The sequence below is a fragment of the Vagococcus sp. QWL-13 genome (assembly GCF_058683555.1).
Genome location: NZ_CM178746.1, coordinates 1,925,133 through 1,941,019, shown reverse-complemented (window position 1 = coordinate 1,941,019; position 15,887 = coordinate 1,925,133). Strand labels below are relative to the sequence as shown.

The window sequence follows — 15,887 nt, the reverse complement described above, 5'->3', positions numbered from 1 at the left end:
AATAACTTATGAATATCATTGATAATGGGACGATTGCAAGTCCGAAGGGATTCTACGCTGACGGCGTTCATTGCGGTCTCAAGCGTAAAAAACATGACCTTGGATTGATTTATTCCGAAGTGCCGGCGACAGTCGCTGCAGTTTATACTACTAATAAAGTTAAAGCGGCACCCATACTTGTGAATCAGGAAACAATTAGAAACTCGGAAAAAATTCAAGCTGTGCTGGTCAATTCAGGTGTGGCAAATGCCTGTACTGGCCGTGAAGGTTTGTCCAATGCTCAAAAATCCAGAGACTTGATTGCACAAAAATTGGCAATCTCTAATGAGTTAGTGGGAATTGCTTCGACAGGAGTTATCGGCAAACAGCTGCCGATGTTGAGTATGGCTGCGGGGATTGAATTGCTCAATACCTTTTCCGGAAATCCCCAGCATTTTCATCAGGCAATATTAACCACAGATTTGACGACAAAAGAATTAACTGTCAGCAATACGATAAAGAATAAAGAAGTGACGGTTGCTGGGGTGGCAAAAGGTTCAGGAATGATTAATCCCAATATGGCAACCATGCTGGCATTTATTACTACTGATGTCAACATCGAGGATAAATTGCTGCAATCTACTTTGAAGGAATGTGTTGATCAGTCTTTCAACCAAATCACAGTAGACGGCGACACTTCGACCAATGACATGGTGATGGTGCTGGCAAATGGTCAAGCGGACAATTTTCCCTTAACCGTTGATGATCCCGATTATTCTTTGTTTAAGGAAATGCTTTTGACCGTTACGGAGGATTTAGCTAAAAAAATTGCACGTGATGGCGAAGGAGCAACCAAACTGATTGAAGTGCAAGTGACAGGGTGTGATTCCACCAAAAGTGCCAATCACATTGCTAAAACAGTCGTAGGCTCCAATCTGGTGAAAGCAGCGATTTTTGGAGAAGACGCCAACTGGGGGCGGATTATTTGTGCGATTGGTTACGCAGACGCAGAAATCGAACCTGAAAAAATCAACATTGCTATTGGGAATATTGACGTGCTGAAAGTTGGCGAACCTTGTCATTTTTCAAATGAAAAAATGGCGAAGGTGCTGAAAAAAGATACAGTGGTCATTGCCATTGATATTGGTTCTGGCACAGAAACAGGGCGTGCCTGGGGCTGCGATTTGACATACAAATATGTCGATATCAATGCTGCGTATCATACGTAATTGGAGGAAACGAGAATGACAGATTATATTGTAGTTAAACTGGGCGGTGTTGCCGGAAAAAATTTAACGAAACAATTTTTTGAAAAAATCCATTCGTGGAGAAATCAAGGCAAACAAGTCATTGTGGTTCACGGCGGAGGCAATCATGTGTCTTTGATGATGGAAAAATTAGATATTCAAGTAAAAATAGTCAATGGTCTGCGGGTCACTTCCAATGAGGTGCTAGATGTGACAAAGATGGTTCTGATTGGAAAAGTTCAGCCGGATATCACCAATCAATTCCTTGAAGAAGGACTTGCCGCTGTGGGGCTCAATGCTGCCGATCAGCATTGTCTTACGGGTGACTATGTCAATGAGGCGATTTATGGAAAAGTCGGCAGTGTCACTCAAGTGAACGTGCCCTTTTTCGAAAGTTTGCTGGCAGATGACATCATTCCCATCGTTGCACCTCTGGCACTGACGGAGTTTAATCAATGGCTGAATGTCAATGCAGATGATACGGCGTGTAAAATAGCAGAAAGTCTCAAAGCGGAATCTCTTTTTCTGCTGACAGATGTGCCGGGTATTAAAGTCGGTGATCAGTGGGTAGATAACTTATCCCCGGAAGATGCGGCTGATTTGAAAGAACAGCAAGTTTTAACAGGGGGAATGATTCCTAAAGTCGAACATGCAGTCTGCGCAGTGAAAAAAGGTGTCAGCAACGTGCACATTACTGATTGCATCCATGAAGCTGGTACAGTCATATCCCGGGTGGAGGTAAGAGTATGATGAACAGCTATTTGCTGCCCAATTACGGTAAAGCCCCAGTGGAATTTGTCAAGGGGGAAGATGTTTTTTTATATGACAGCAACGGAACCAAATACTTGGATTTTACCAGTGGTATCGGTGTGGCTAATCTGGGTTATTCCCAGCCTGAACTTGTGGCAGCTTTGACGGCACAAGCCAAACAGTTATGGCATACACCGAATTTGTATCAGAATTCCCTGCAGGAAAAAGTTGCAAAAAAGTTGATTGGCGACCGAGACATGTTGGCATTTTTCTGCAACAGTGGAACAGAAGCCAACGAGGCGGCAATTAAATTGATTCGCAGACATACGGGGAAAAATCAAATCATTGCATTCAAAGATTCTTTTCACGGCCGGACTTTCGGCAGTATGTCGGCGACAGGGCAGTCAGCAATTCATGGTGGATTTGGCAGTATCGTGGAAGGTTTCGTTCATGTTCCGTTTAATGACAGTCAGGCATTGAAAGATGCCATTACAGAGGATACGGCGGCTATTTTTCTTGAGCTGATCCAAGGGGAAGGCGGAGTGATACCCGCTGATGAACAGTGGCTTAGTGAAGTTGTCCAGCTGTGCCATACTTATGGACTCCTTCTTGCAGTAGATGAGGTCCAGACAGGAATGGGACGTACCGGTAATTTATATGCCAGCGATACTTATAATATCCAACCGGACATTATAACTTTGGCCAAGGGCTTAGGCAATGGCATCCCAGTTGGTGCTATGCTGGCAAAACGCCCGTTGGGAGAGTCATTCGGACCGGGCACTCACGGTTCGACTTTTGGTGGGAATAAATTGGCCTTAAGTGCGGCTGAAAAAGTCGTGGACTTGATTGATACGCCGTCATTATTGGCAAATGTTGAGGCACTTGGAGAATTTTCGCTGGCTTATTTGTCTGAAAAGCTGGAAAATTGTTCAAATGTTTTGTCAATCAGAGGGAAAGGTTTGATGATCGGGATAGAATTAACAGATGGTATTGAGTCGGTCATGGCCTCCTTGATGGCAGAAAAATTATTAGTTCTCAGAGCCGGGCAATCAGTAATCCGTTTACTGCCGCCACTAATCATCAGTAAAGAAAACTTGCAAAGAGGTTTAGATAAAATAATTGCTACGCTGACGAAAGAGAGAGAAGCAGATGAAAAATGACTATTATGGAAAAGATATCCTAGATTTAACAGAATTAACTACGGAACAAATAATGGAGCTCATTGAGTTGGCAATCGACATGAAAAAGAACCCGGCGCACTATGCGGATTCCTTAAAAGGAAAAATTCTGGGAATGATTTTTGCGAAAGCCTCCACTCGGACCCGTCTCTCTTTTGAAGCAGGCATGCTGCAGCTTGGCGGTCATGCCATCGTATTGAACACTCAGGATTCTCAAATAGGTCGGGGGGAGCCAATCAAAGACACGGCAAACGTGATGTCAGGATATCTTGACGGTATCATGATCCGTACCTACAAAGATGACGAAGTGGCGGCTTTGGCCGCCCACAGCACCATACCGGTGATTAATGGACTGACGGATCTGCACCATCCTTGTCAATGTCTGGCGGATTTGCAGACGATTTATGAGTGGAAAGAGACGTTTAAGGGAGTCAACCTTGTGTATATGGGTGACGGGAACAATGTGGCTCATTCCTTGCTGATCGGCGGGGCTAAAGTTGGTTTGAATGTAGCAGTGGTATCTCCAAAGGGCTATGAACCTTCTGCACAAATCGTTTCTCTTGCAGAAGAGTTGGCCAAAGAAACAGGAGCGGTGATTACTGTCACAGACGAGCCAAACTCAGTGATGGAGGGTGCAGATTTTATCTATACCGACACTTGGGCAAGTATGGGGCAGGAGGAAGAAAAAGCATTGAAAGAATCTGTTTTCTTGCCGGACTATCAAGTCAATGATTCAGTCATGCAGTCAGGTGCTTCGGACTGCAAGTTCATGCACTGTTTGCCTGCCTACCGGGGCAGCGAAGTGACTGCCGATGTGATAGACGGAACACAGTCAGTCATCTATCAAGAAGCTGAGAACCGCCTTCATGCACAAAAAGCACTGATGTACAAATTAATGAAAACTGAAGTTTGATTTTATAAAAAAGTATCCCCAAAAGTCGGATGGAAATCTGACTTTTGGGGATTTTCTCTTTATGACGGAGTCTTTTTAAGCTGTTCTACTAACTTTTTGTCCGGTGTGACATAAATCGTTTGCTGATTTTCGTAAATCACATAGCCTGGCTTGGCACCGCTAGGCTTGCGGACGTGCTTGACCGGGACGTAATCGATAGGGACTTGGCTGGACAAGCGGTACTTGGAAAAATATCCTGCCAAATTAGCAGCTTCAGCAATGGTTTTTTCCGAAGGTGCATCATTTTTGATAATCACATGGGAACCGGGGATATTTTTTGCGTGGAGCCAAAGATCAGTTTTTTTGGCTGTCCGCAGTGTCACCTGATCGTTTTGCAGATTATTTTTTCCTACCAAGATTTGGTCTCCATCACTGCTGTAAAAAACTTGAGGTTTGCTGACAGTGTTTTTTTTCTTCTTTTTAAGTCTTTCGCGAATATAACCGCTGGCAATTAATTCTTCACGGATAAGGGGAATATCGCTAGGTGCGGCAATTTCAAGCTGGGATAGCACGGAAGCAAGATAATTTTCTTCCTGTTTGGCTTTTTCCAGCTGTTCTTTTATCATCTTTGCACCAGTTTTCAGTTTATTGTAACGTTTGAAATACCGTTGTGCGTTTTGCGACGGACTCAGTTCCGGCTGAAGAGAGATTTTCAGCGGTTGATTATTATCATAATAGTTCTCCACAGTGATTTCATTGTCTCCTGGGTTAATCATGTAGAGATAAGTGGTCAGCAGCTCTCCTCTGAGCTGGTATGTCTCCGCTGATTCGGTATCTGCCAGAGATTTTTCCAGCTTTTTGATTTTCTTCTGATTTTTCTTGTATTCTGTTTCCATTTTTTTTATTAAAGAGCCTGCTTGTTGCTTGACCCGATCTTTTTCCGCTTTGCCTTCGTAGAAAGTATCCAATAATTGACTGAGACTGGAAAAAGTTGCTGTAGGCTGTCCCAGATGAGTAAAAGGAACAGAGCTGAAAAATTCTTTCGACTTTTTTTCATAAATCGATGGTTCTAAAAGCTGCCGGGAGACAAAAAACTGTCGCCAGACTTTCAGTTTTTCCTGACTGCGCTGTGCTAATCTAAAACAAAGTTCACTGGCAGTATCAAATCCCAATCCTTGAAAATGTTGCTGCAAATAGTGAGGTGTCAGTTCTTCCGCCGTGGATAATAAATGGAACAACTTTTTGTCATCTACGGAAAAAGGATTAGTTTGGTTTTCATTTTTCGGCGGTTCGATGTACTCAGTACCCGGAAGCAGTAAACGATAGGAATTTTGCGAAGGCCCCACATGTTTCAGACAATCTAAAATTTTGCCGGTCTCTTTGTTGACCAAGATAATCGCACTATGCCGGCCCATCAGTTCCACAATCAGTACGATATTTTCCAGATCGCCCAGTTCATTTCTTTTTGAAAAGGAATAATGAATGATGCGGTCATTTTCTATTTGTTCTATTTTTTCTAAAATCGCACTATCCAGATATTTCCGCAGCATCATACAAAAATTGGGCGGAGTGTCGGGATTAGTATAATCGATATCTGTGATTTGCATCCGTGCATAGCTGGGATGAGCAGATAAAAGCAGTTTTAAATTTTTCCGGTGATTCCTGATGATTAGGATCACTTCGTTTTCAAAGGGCTGATGAATTTTAGCAATCCGGCCGCCTTTAAGGACTTGGTTGAGTTCTTGAACCATGCCGTGTGTAAAATAACCGTCAAAGGACATGGAAATCCCCCTTTCTGATTCAACTGTTTTAAATATATCCTTAAATCAAAAGGATGTCCAATTTATTTTGATAAGTACTTTTTAATTTGATAAGTACTTTCTTTTTCTAAAAAGAATGAGTATACTAAAACTATGTGAGAGGTGAGATGATGGATAAGGTGAATCGTTTAAAAGAACAACTATTGGAAAAGCTGACAAATTTAAATAACAACTTAAACGCTCAACAAAAAAAGTATATCCTGACCGCATTGACGGCGATTATCTTTCTGCTGCTGGGGTTCGGTATTGTCCCCCATGTCCGGGCCAATATCAGGAATAAACAGATACATTCAGTGTTATCTTCCCGATTGGTGGATGGAAAAAATTTTATTGCGGTAGATTACCAGGGAGCCAAACGCTTGATTCTCGATGAAAATGAAGTCACTCTTTTATTTGTTGATCCTAATGGAAAAAACTATTCTAGTTTAGAAAAAGTGCTGCAAGATGAAAAAAAGAGGTCGGGGATGAGCGGAAAAGTTTATGTTTATCCGTTGATTTATAATGTAAAAGAAACCAAACGTTTTTTTAATTTAACAACTGACGTGACGCTGATACATTTCTTAAATCAGACGGAGGCTCGCCGGGTGAGTTTTACAGAGTCCCAGGAAATAGAGTTGTACTTCATGGATCACTTAGAGAGCGTGAAACAGCCGATCCACCGGGAGAAAACAGAGGAAACAAAAAATAAAGAGAAAGATTCGGAAGGAACAGAAGAAACGACTGGTGAGGCTGACGACAGTGATGTGATTGATGATTTAAAAAATCCTGAAGCGGCAGGGACAGAAAAAGAATCTCTTGAAAGTTCTGAATCCGTCATTCAATAATAGAGAAGAACAAACTCTCAAAATCTGATTGACAAATGAAAAGATTATGTGTAGACTTATAGGCAACTTAAAAAGAAAAGAGGGATTGACATGCAGCATCTAGACAAAAGTTTGACAAAAGTGAATAAGGCTTGGCAAAACTGGCGTAGATGGTTGTATGTATGATTTCTTTGATTAAAGATGTCGTAGATACAACTTTAGAGTACATCTAAATCTTGTATCTATGTCGGTCATGACCTGTTTGATTTTAAATAGTTGAACCCGCATAGAAAAGCGATCTATGTGGGTTTTTGTTTTTTTGAGACAATAACCACACTAACATTAGTTCTGGTTATTGTCTTTTTATTATTATTTTATTGGAGGTTAAATGAGATGAATAAGCGATTATTAGTAGCGATAGCGGCCCTTTTGGGGATTTTGACATACGGATTTATCGCCGGGGTAAAGGAGCCAGCAGAAAACAAGAAAGCAGTTGTAGAGGATATTCCTACTGTGGGGGTTTTGCAGTTTGTCAGTCATCCTGCACTGGACCAAATTTATCAAGGGATGGTCGACCGTTTGGAAGAACGCGGATTTCAAGAAGGCAAGACAGTAAACATCGAATTTCAAAACGGGCAGGCGGATCATAATAAACTAACGATGATGAGCCAGCAGTTGATAGACAAAAAATCTGATGTTTTGGTTGGTATTGCCACGCCGGCAGCACAATCTTTGGCAAACGTCACGAAAGATATCCCGATCGTCTTGGGAGCAATCACTAATCCTGAAAGTGCCGGATTGGTGGACTCCAATGAAGAACCGGGCGGAAATATTACCGGTGTCAGTGACCAGTCACCAGTGAATAGTCAGATAGAGTTGCTGAAAGAATTATTGCCTGAAGCGCAGAGAATCGGTATTCTGTTTTCTTCGGCAGAAGATAATTCAGAATTTCAAGTGCAGATGGTAGAAAAAGAAGCTGAAAAAAGAGGGATGACAACTAAGCGTTTTGCGATTCCTTCAACCAACGAAATTACTCAAATGGTGACGGTGATGGCTGGAGAAGTTGATGTGATTTATATTCCAACGGACAATACAATTGCAAATGTCATGCCTACCGTTACACAAATCGCCAATCAGGAAAATATTCCCATCATTCCTTCAGTGGATACAATGGTGGCAGAGGGCGGATTGGCGACGATTGGTATCAATCAGTACGAATTAGGTCTTCAAACCGGCGAGATGGTTGCCGACATTCTAGAAGGGAAAAGTGATCCTGCGACCACGCCAGTCTATACGTTTAAAACAGGTGACTTGATTATTAATGAGGAACAGGCAGAGCGTTTTAATATTACCTTGTCAAAAAAAATGAAGGAAGAAGCCACATTTGTCACAGCCGCAGAGGAGGAAAAAACTGATGAAACGACTAACAAATAATTCCATTGTCCTTGCTGTCGTCAGCTTCGTCAGCGCATTTCTGATATACGGTTTTATTGACGGCGGGCTTCTGCCGAAAGAAGCTCAAGTCAAAGGAGAGACAGAGATCCCAACGGTGGGGATTTTACAATTTATCACCCATCCGGCTTTGGATGATATCCATCAAGGGACCGTAGACTACTTGGCCAAAAGAGGGTATAAAGACGGTGAAACCGTTCATATTTATTATTTAAATGGTCAAGGAGATCAAAACAAACTCAGTGTGATGAGTCAGCAGCTGCTGGACAAAGGTTCAGATATCTTTGTAGGTATCGGTACTCCAGCCGTCCAAGCACTTGCTAATCTGACAGACGAACATCCAATTATGTTGGGAGGAATCACCAACCCCCAACAGGCGGGGCTCGTTCAGTCCAATGAAAAACCGGGAGGGAATATCACTGGAGTCAGTTTGGAATCGCCAGTAGACGAACAGTTGGAATTTTTAACAGATTTGCTGCCTGAGGTGAAGACGATGGGGATTTTATATTCGTTGGCAGAAGACAATTCTAAAAGCCAAGTGGAAATCGTGAAAGAAAAAGCCGAGAAGAAAGGCATTGAAATAAAAAAATATGGGGTGCCTTCAACTAATGAAATCACTCAAGTGGTGAATGCTATGACGAAAGAAGTGGACGTAATCTATATCCCTACGGATAATACGATTGCCAACGCTATTTCAACCGTAGTGCAGATTGCCAATCAAAATAAAGTCCCGATTTTTCCTGCGGTGGATACGATGGTGATTGAAGGAGGATTGGCGACAATCGGCATCAATCAGTATGCTTTAGGTGAAAAAACCGGTGAGATGACAGCGGATATACTGGATGGGAAAAGCAATCCGGCAACCACACCGGTCTACGCCTACAAGACTGGCGAGCTGGTCGTCAACCAAAAGCAAATGGAGTTTTTCGGGCTGACACTGCCGGAAAACTATCAAGACGAGGCAAGATTCATAAAGGGGGAAGCTGAAAAATGATTTTAAGTATCGGTCAAGGACTGTTGATGTCTATTTTAGGTTTGGGGATTTTTATGACCTACCGTATTTTAAATTTTCCAGATATGACGGCGGAAGGTTCTTTCCCTCTGGGCGGAGCGGTCAGTGTGACCGCAATTACCATGGGGGTCCATCCTGTTCCGGCCACATTGTTGGGAATCCTTGCAGGCATGGTAGCGGGATTGGTGACAGGTCTGCTCTATACCAAAGGGAAAGTCCCAGTCATTTTATCCGGGATACTAGTGATGTCGGCGTTGCAGTCAGTCATGCTGTTTGTCATGAAACGTTCAAACTTGTCTTTATTGAATCATCGCCGTTTGAGTGATTTCCTGTCTAATTCAGGCTTGCCCAAAAATTATGATACGATTTTGATTGGCTTGATTGCCGTGGCACTAATTGTTTCTTTTCTATTTTTCTTTTTTCATACACAGTTGGGACAAGGCTACATTGCAACGGGAGACAATGAGTCCATGGCAAAATCTTTAGGGATAAAAACAGACAACATGAAATTGTTGGGATTGTCTATATCCAATGGGATTATTGCACTTTCGGGTTCATTGATGGCCCAGTACGAAGGCAGTGCCGACATGAGTAAAGGAATCGGAGTAATTGTCATCGGATTGGCTTCAATTATTATCGGGGAAGTTGTCTTCGGTGAGCTGCGTTTGGGAGAACGGTTAGTGGCGATTGTTGTGGGGAGTATTTTTTACCAGCTGCTTATTTTAGGTGTTATCAAACTGGGCGTAGACACTAATTATCTGAAAATCTTCTCTTCGGCGATTTTGGCACTGTTCTTAATATTGCCGCAACTATCTGTTCAAAAGTTTGTAAAGAAAGGCAGGGGATAACTGATGACAGCACCTGTATTAGAATTAGTCAATGCCACGAAAACAATCAAGGGAGAGTTTGAAGAGGCGCGTAACATCCTCGACCAAGTGGATCTGACCGTCAACAAAGGGGATTTCGTCGTTGTTTTAGGCGGAAATGGTGCCGGAAAATCTACTCTTTTTAATAGTATTTCAGGTAATTTAGTGTTGACACAAGGTCAAGTGAAAATCAACGACCGGGATGTCAGCCATCAGAAAGAAGAACAGCGGGCCAAATATATCGGCCGTGTGTTTCAAGATCCTAAGATGGGGACAGCTCCAAGAATGACAGTATCGGAAAACTTATTGCTGGCAACTCTCCGGGGAGAAAAGAGGAAGTTTAAAAACCGTCAGCTGGCCCAGCACAAAGAAACATTTTATCAAATGACAAGCGAAATCGGAAACGGTTTGGAGAAACATTTAGATGTGTCCGCAGGTCAGCTATCAGGCGGACAGCGACAGGCGTTGAGTTTAATCATGGCAACAATCAAAACCCCTGAACTGCTTTTGCTGGATGAGCACACTGCCGCTTTGGATCCGAAAACCGCCCGTTCCTTGATGGCATTGACAGACGAACGAATCAAAGAAAAAAACTTGACTTGCCTGATGATTACACATCGGTTGGAAGATGCGATTACCTATGGGAACCGGCTGATTCTTTTAAAGGACGGCAAAATCCACCGGGAATTTACTCAACAGGAAAAAGAACAACTGACCGTAGGATTTTTGGCGGAAATGTTTGAAGAGTAGGAGATAGATTGAATGGACACATCATTTGTCAAACCAACTTTCATTGATTTTTATGTTGATTCTCCTTTTAATTTGCTTAGTAATATCAAAATTTGTTGGTCTGATTTTTGACTTTTTATCATTTTAAATGTTTGGAAGACTGTTTGATTTGAAATTACTACCGTTAGCAGCAACACCAGCCAAATTACTTGAAATTCATTTTACTTATGCTCATAAAACGTGTATAGTACTAGAGTAATGATATTTTATGAGACCATTGAGTCTAAAAGGAGCGATCTTTAGTGGAACGAACAGTTGGAACAGTGTCAAGAGGTATTCGTTGCCCTATCATCAAAACTGGAGATAACATCGAACGAATCGTGGTAGACAGTATTTTGCGTGCAGCAGAGGCCGAAAAATTTGATATTCATGATCAGGACATCATCGCGATCACCGAATCAATCGTTGCCCGTGCCCAAAATAATTATGCCAGCATTGACCAAATTGCTACGGATATTAAAAATAAGTTTGCCGATGACACTATCGGGGTCATCTTTCCCATCTTGAGCCGCAACCGCTTTGCTAATTGTTTAAGAGGGATTGCACGAGGGGCAAAAAAAATCGTGCTGATGCTGAGCTATCCTTCTGATGAGGTGGGTAATCATCTGATTACTCTGGACATGCTGGACGAAAAAGGGGTCAATCCTTGGACTGACGTGCTGACTGAAAAAGAATTCCGTAATTTGTTCGGCTTTAATCAACATCGTTTTACTGGTGTCGACTATATTGAGTACTATAAAGAATTGATTTCGGCTGAGGGCGCTCAATGCGAAGTTGTGTTTTCTCAAAAACCGAAAACTATTTTAAACTATACAAAAAACATTCTGGCTTGCGATATCCACACACGTTACCGTACGAAAAGGATATTGGAACAAAATGGAGCAGAAAAAGTATATACCTTGGATAATATTTTATCTGAATCAGTGGACGGCAGCGGATATAATGAACAGTATGGTTTGTTAGGGTCCAATAAATCCACTGAAGACGGTGTGAAATTATTTCCTCGTGAAAGTCAGCCGGTAGTTGATACCATCCAGTCGCTGATGAAAAAAGAAACAGGTAAAGACGTGGAAGTGATGGTCTATGGTGACGGAGCGTTTAAAGATCCTGTAGGAAAAATTTGGGAGTTGGCCGATCCGGTAGTCTCTCCAGCCTATACATCAGGTTTGGAAGGCACACCTAATGAGGTGAAATTGAAATATTTGGCAGATAATAATTTTTCAAACTTGGATGGTGCAGAATTAGAGGAAGCCATCAAACAGCATATCACCAATAAAGGTGACGACTTGACCGGTGCGATGGAAGCACAAGGAACTACGCCAAGAAGATTGACAGATTTGATTGGCTCTCTGGCAGACTTGACTTCCGGCAGTGGAGACAAGGGGACACCTATCGTATTTATCCAAGGATATTTTGATAACTTCACCCAATAAAATTTGGCTCTCGTCAAATGATGTGGATGGCTAGAATTTAGTTGACTTTAAATAACAAACTTGGACAACTTCGCTTAGATAAGTGGAGTTGTCTTTTTGGTTATCGGGTTAAAAATGACAAGAGTGCGAGGCTCGAAGTATTAAAAGCTATATGAAATTCTTTTCAAAAATGATATTTTAATCTTCTAAATTTAATGAAGTCCCGATACAATCATGATTAGATATGTGAATTCACCTTCTTTAATGAGTGTTGGACGACTTTATTCTAGCTAGAAAATTCATATGTTTTTTATAACAAATAGGTGTGAATAAAGATTTCATCCATACCCAAAATTATGCAATCGGATAGATAAAAAATATAGCTCTTAATTCGTTATGATTCTCAAAAGTTAATTGGAGAATAGTTTTGACCTGCTTTACCTCAATCAGATACATCATCACACAGCGCCAAAAATCATGACCACCTATTTGATAGGTGGTCATGATTTTAGCAGATTAAAAGTCATTTTTTAAAGCAATTGATAAAATTTTAATTATATCTGCTTCCTCCAATCTGAGATAGTGTCCAACGGCTCCGTTTTTTGTGGCACGTTTTGCCATAATTGAAAAATGAGTTGAGTCAATCTCTAATTGTTCTAAATTTTTTTTCATCCCTAAACTGCAGAAGAAGTTTTGTACACTTTCTGCGGCTAAATTCGCAAGTTCCTCCACAGAATACATCAAAGGATCGTAGTTAAAAACTCTCACTGCTAATTGGGCTAATTTTTCCGGTTTATTTTTAGCTGCGTATGTCATCCACGCCGGAAAAACGATTGCCATTCCTTCCCCGTGAATGATATTATATTGTGCACTTAATTCATGCTCAATACGGTGAGATCCCCAGTCAGAAACTCGTCCAGTATCCAAAAAATTATTATGAGCAACAGATGCAGTCCACATAATTTCAGCTCTGTAATCATAAGAGCTCGAATTTTTTTTGATTTTGTTTGCGTTCGTTATTAATGACTTCATGGCACCCTCTAGCATATGATCTGTTAAAGTGACATGAGTTGAGTCAGTAAAATACCTTTCTAATAGGTGAGAAAAGATATCGGATATTCCTACAAAAGTATGATGCATTGGTAACTTTAAGGTGTATTCCGGATTTAGCACAGAAAACTTTGGGATAATCAAAGAGTGTTCAAACCCCAATTTTTCACTACCTTTAGAAATGATGGATGCATTAGACATTTCTGATCCGGAAGATGGTAATGTCAGTACTGTTCCAATAGGTAACGCTGTTTTGGGTAAGGCTTTACCGATATAAAAATCCCATACATTTCCTTCGTATAACGTACCTAAAGCCACTGCTTTTGCAGTATCGATAGCACTTCCTCCACCAATAGCTAAAATAAAACCGATATCATTTTTTCTACAAATTTTAATTGCTTCCTGGACATGTTCAAGCAAAGGATTGGGCACGACTTTCCCAAACTCGAAGTATGTGATATTTTTATGATTCAGCAGATTTGTTATGGACTCATAAATCCCTAGCTCTTCTATAGATTTTCCTCCATACACAAGAAGTACATTAGATGAGTAAGGCAAAATTTCTTCTGCAATCGTTTCTTGACTATCTCGTCCAAAAATGATTTTTGCAGGATTATAATAAATAAAATTTTCCAATGATTATTTCCTCCTTAGTTTGCAATTATTATGTTTACATCTTGGCTAATCAATTTTGTGCTCGTTATTTCATCTAGAGTTCTATCTGTAATAATATTCTTGACATCTGTTAGTTCTGCAACTTTATATAAAGAAGGCGTATCGAATTTAGTATAATCTACAATTAAAAAAACTTCGCTAGAGTTTTCTATCATTGTTTTTCTTAATGCTCCTTCCCTAGAACTATTGTCTGTAATACCATGTTTGAGAGAAAGTGTCGAGCAGCTAACGAATGCTTTATCTGAAAAAAATTGCGAGAGACTATTTGTTGCGCTATAACCGACAAATGAACTTGAACGATGTCTTAAAACACCACCAGTACAAATTAGCTTTATATCTAGCACATTTTCAACTAATTGGCTGATTCTTAGCGAATTTGTGATAATAGTAACTTTGATTCTGGCGTCTTTTAATTTAGATGCGATATGATAAGCAGTGGTGCTTGAATCTAAAGAAATCGTATCGTTTGGTTTAATAAACTCCATTGCTTTTTTAGCAATCATTTCTTTTTCTTTATTATAAATATTAGCTCTAATATTTATGGGTACTTCCTTATCAAACTCTTGAGGTAAGTATGCTCCTCCTCTCACGCGTTTTAATTTATTTTGTTGTTCAAGTTCTTCTAAATCTCTTCGAATCGTTTCTTCTGTGACGTTTAACTCAACACTCAAAGCAGAAACCATGATGCTTCCGTTTTCATTTAATTGCTCTAAAATAAATTTTTGTCTATCAACTTTTAACATTTTATCACCACGTTTTTCTAATTATTTTTGTTTATAAACACATGATACAACAATTAAGCAGAATAAACAACATTAATTTCATAATAATGTTGACTATTCTTTGTAAATGTTGTATATTCTAGTTGTTATAACAAAAAAAAAGAAAAACACAGGAGGATCGTAATGGAAAAAGAATTACCAGTCTCGATTAGATGGGATGAAGATGCAGTGGTTATTTTAGACCAGACTAAACTGCCAGTGAAGACAGAATACATCCGTGTTGAAACAGCAGAAAAAATGCATGAATGTATCAAAACTCTAACAATTAGAGGTGCTGGTGCTTTGAGTATTGGAGGAGCTTACGGTGTATATTTAGGCATTCAACATTCGAAAGCGGATTCATTTGAGGTTTTTAAAAAAGAGGTAGAGGATGTTGCAGATTACATGGCAACGGCTAGACCGACAGCTGTCAAACTTTTTGTGATGATTGACCGTATCAGAAAAATCAGCAGGGAGTCTAATGCAAAAACTATAGCTGATTTGAAAGAGGACATGCTGAATGAATGTCATCATATACGTCAGGAAAATATTAATGATTGTAAAAAAATTGGGGAATATGGATTATCCTTGTTGAAGGATGGAATGACAGTTCTTACCCATTGTAATGCGGGTAGTTATGCAACTGTTGAGCGTGGTTCAGCTTTGGCTCCGTTTTATTTAGCAAAAGAAAAAGGGATGAATATCAAAGTTTTTGCAGACGAAACTCGTCCACTACTTCAAGGCTCTAGATTAACTGCCCACGAATTACAAGCTGCAGGTATTGATACTACATTAATTTGCGATAGTATGGCAGCCTACTGTATGCAACAGGGGATGATTGATGCAGTTATTGTTTCCAGCGACAGAATTGCTGCAAATGGTGATTTGGTGAATAAAATCGGCACTTATAGCGTGGCTGTTGCCGCTAAACATCACAATATTCCATTTTATATGGCTTCTACATTTGCTAGCGTGGATTTTTCAACAGCTACTGGTAGAGACATTCCTATTGAAGAAAGAGATTCCCGTGAGATAACTCATGGTTTTGGAAAACAAACAGCACCCGATAATATAAAAACGTATAATCCGGCTTTTGACGTGACGCCCAATGAGTTAATTACAGCGATGATTTTTGAAAAAGGGATTTTATATCCTGAACCATCATACGAAAAAATGTTAAAAAAAATGAAGGAGATGTAAA

The 15,887-nt window shown here is 40.4% G+C and carries 14 protein-coding genes; 11 read left to right on the top strand and 3 right to left on the bottom strand.

The features are described 5' to 3' along the window. Positions 1-8 precede the first annotated feature (8 nt). Genes argJ through argF form a run of 4 tightly spaced genes read left to right on the top strand, consistent with a single transcriptional unit; the run spans position 9 to position 4,067 of the window. The gene (gene argJ, locus AC4PHI_RS08950; RefSeq protein ID WP_492199574.1) at positions 9-1,208 is read left to right on the top strand and encodes a bifunctional ornithine acetyltransferase/N-acetylglutamate synthase; all 1,200 of its coding nucleotides are present in this window, start codon (positions 9-11) and stop codon (positions 1,206-1,208) included. A 15-nt stretch (positions 1,209-1,223) separates the two neighbouring features. Beyond that, on the top strand, positions 1,224-1,976 hold the full coding sequence (gene argB / locus AC4PHI_RS08945; RefSeq protein ID WP_492199573.1) for an acetylglutamate kinase: 753 nt from the start codon (positions 1,224-1,226) through the stop codon (positions 1,974-1,976). Continuing rightward, positions 1,973-3,136, top strand: coding sequence for an acetylornithine transaminase (gene argD / locus AC4PHI_RS08940; protein ID WP_492199572.1), 1,164 nt, complete (start codon positions 1,973-1,975; stop codon positions 3,134-3,136). Before argB ends, argD begins: the two co-directional genes overlap by 4 nt. After that, positions 3,126-4,067, top strand: a complete 942-nt coding sequence (gene argF / locus AC4PHI_RS08935) for an ornithine carbamoyltransferase (protein ID WP_492199571.1) — start codon at positions 3,126-3,128, stop codon at positions 4,065-4,067. Before argD ends, argF begins: the two co-directional genes overlap by 11 nt. A gap of 59 nt (positions 4,068-4,126) precedes the next feature. On the opposite strand, the gene AC4PHI_RS08930 is transcribed toward argF, so the two are convergent. Then, a complete protein-coding gene (locus tag AC4PHI_RS08930) occupies positions 4,127-5,827 on the bottom strand; it encodes an NFACT RNA binding domain-containing protein (RefSeq protein WP_492199570.1) in 1,701 nt (566 codons plus the stop codon). A gap of 149 nt (positions 5,828-5,976) precedes the next feature. Here AC4PHI_RS08930 and AC4PHI_RS08925 point away from each other — a divergent pair, with 149 nt between their 5' ends. The 6 genes from AC4PHI_RS08925 to AC4PHI_RS08900 all read left to right on the top strand — a co-directional run bounded on the left by AC4PHI_RS08925 (position 5,977) and on the right by AC4PHI_RS08900 (position 12,221). After that, positions 5,977-6,690 (top strand): hypothetical protein, encoded by a 714-nt coding sequence (locus AC4PHI_RS08925; RefSeq protein ID WP_492199569.1) that lies wholly within the window; start codon positions 5,977-5,979, stop codon positions 6,688-6,690. Positions 6,691-7,062: 372 nt separating this feature from the next. Beyond that, the gene (gene trpX, locus AC4PHI_RS08920; protein WP_492199568.1) at positions 7,063-8,103 is read left to right on the top strand and encodes a tryptophan ABC transporter substrate-binding protein; all 1,041 of its coding nucleotides are present in this window, start codon (positions 7,063-7,065) and stop codon (positions 8,101-8,103) included. Next, positions 8,084-9,115, top strand: coding sequence for a tryptophan ABC transporter substrate-binding protein (gene trpX, locus AC4PHI_RS08915; protein ID WP_492199567.1), 1,032 nt, complete (start codon positions 8,084-8,086; stop codon positions 9,113-9,115). The genes trpX (AC4PHI_RS08920) and trpX (AC4PHI_RS08915) overlap by 20 nt, the downstream gene beginning before the upstream one ends. Further along, the gene (locus AC4PHI_RS08910; protein WP_492199566.1) at positions 9,112-9,981 is read left to right on the top strand and encodes an ABC transporter permease; all 870 of its coding nucleotides are present in this window, start codon (positions 9,112-9,114) and stop codon (positions 9,979-9,981) included. The genes trpX (AC4PHI_RS08915) and AC4PHI_RS08910 overlap by 4 nt, the downstream gene beginning before the upstream one ends. Before the next feature lie 3 nt (positions 9,982-9,984). Next, positions 9,985-10,749, top strand: coding sequence for an ABC transporter ATP-binding protein (locus tag AC4PHI_RS08905; protein ID WP_492199565.1), 765 nt, complete (start codon positions 9,985-9,987; stop codon positions 10,747-10,749). 281 nt (positions 10,750-11,030) lie between these two features. Next, entirely contained in the window at positions 11,031-12,221 is a 1,191-nt protein-coding gene (locus AC4PHI_RS08900; protein WP_492199564.1) for a coenzyme F420-0:L-glutamate ligase, read from the top strand. 495 nt (positions 12,222-12,716) lie between these two features. Here AC4PHI_RS08900 and AC4PHI_RS08895 read toward each other — a convergent pair whose 3' ends face one another. Both AC4PHI_RS08895 and AC4PHI_RS08890 read right to left on the bottom strand, forming a co-directional pair. Beyond that, positions 12,717-13,886: an iron-containing alcohol dehydrogenase gene (locus tag AC4PHI_RS08895; protein ID WP_492199563.1), complete on the bottom strand. Its 1,170-nt coding sequence runs from the start codon at positions 13,884-13,886 to the stop codon at positions 12,717-12,719. A 14-nt stretch (positions 13,887-13,900) separates the two neighbouring features. Further along, on the bottom strand, positions 13,901-14,668 hold the full coding sequence (locus AC4PHI_RS08890) for a DeoR/GlpR family DNA-binding transcription regulator (RefSeq protein WP_492199562.1): 768 nt from the start codon (positions 14,666-14,668) through the stop codon (positions 13,901-13,903). Positions 14,669-14,830: 162 nt separating this feature from the next. Between AC4PHI_RS08890 and mtnA the strand changes: the two genes are divergently transcribed. Next, entirely contained in the window at positions 14,831-15,886 is a 1,056-nt protein-coding gene (gene mtnA / locus AC4PHI_RS08885) for an S-methyl-5-thioribose-1-phosphate isomerase (RefSeq protein ID WP_492199561.1), read from the top strand. Position 15,887 lies beyond the last annotated feature (1 nt).

Coding starts and splice junctions, on each gene's coding strand:
- trpX (WP_492199567.1), top strand. CDS start 8,084: ATGAAACGACTAACAAATAATTCCATTGTCCTTGCTGTCGTCAGCTTC.
- mtnA (WP_492199561.1), top strand. CDS start 14,831: ATGGAAAAAGAATTACCAGTCTCGATTAGATGGGATGAAGATGCAGTG.
- argF (WP_492199571.1), top strand. CDS start 3,126: ATGAAAAATGACTATTATGGAAAAGATATCCTAGATTTAACAGAATTA.
- AC4PHI_RS08925 (WP_492199569.1), top strand. CDS start 5,977: ATGGATAAGGTGAATCGTTTAAAAGAACAACTATTGGAAAAGCTGACA.
- AC4PHI_RS08890 (WP_492199562.1), bottom strand. CDS start 14,668: ATGTTAAAAGTTGATAGACAAAAATTTATTTTAGAGCAATTAAATGAA.
- trpX (WP_492199568.1), top strand. CDS start 7,063: ATGAATAAGCGATTATTAGTAGCGATAGCGGCCCTTTTGGGGATTTTG.
- AC4PHI_RS08930 (WP_492199570.1), bottom strand. CDS start 5,827: ATGTCCTTTGACGGTTATTTTACACACGGCATGGTTCAAGAACTCAAC.
- argB (WP_492199573.1), top strand. CDS start 1,224: ATGACAGATTATATTGTAGTTAAACTGGGCGGTGTTGCCGGAAAAAAT.
- argD (WP_492199572.1), top strand. CDS start 1,973: ATGATGAACAGCTATTTGCTGCCCAATTACGGTAAAGCCCCAGTGGAA.
- argJ (WP_492199574.1), top strand. CDS start 9: ATGAATATCATTGATAATGGGACGATTGCAAGTCCGAAGGGATTCTAC.
- AC4PHI_RS08910 (WP_492199566.1), top strand. CDS start 9,112: ATGATTTTAAGTATCGGTCAAGGACTGTTGATGTCTATTTTAGGTTTG.
- AC4PHI_RS08905 (WP_492199565.1), top strand. CDS start 9,985: ATGACAGCACCTGTATTAGAATTAGTCAATGCCACGAAAACAATCAAG.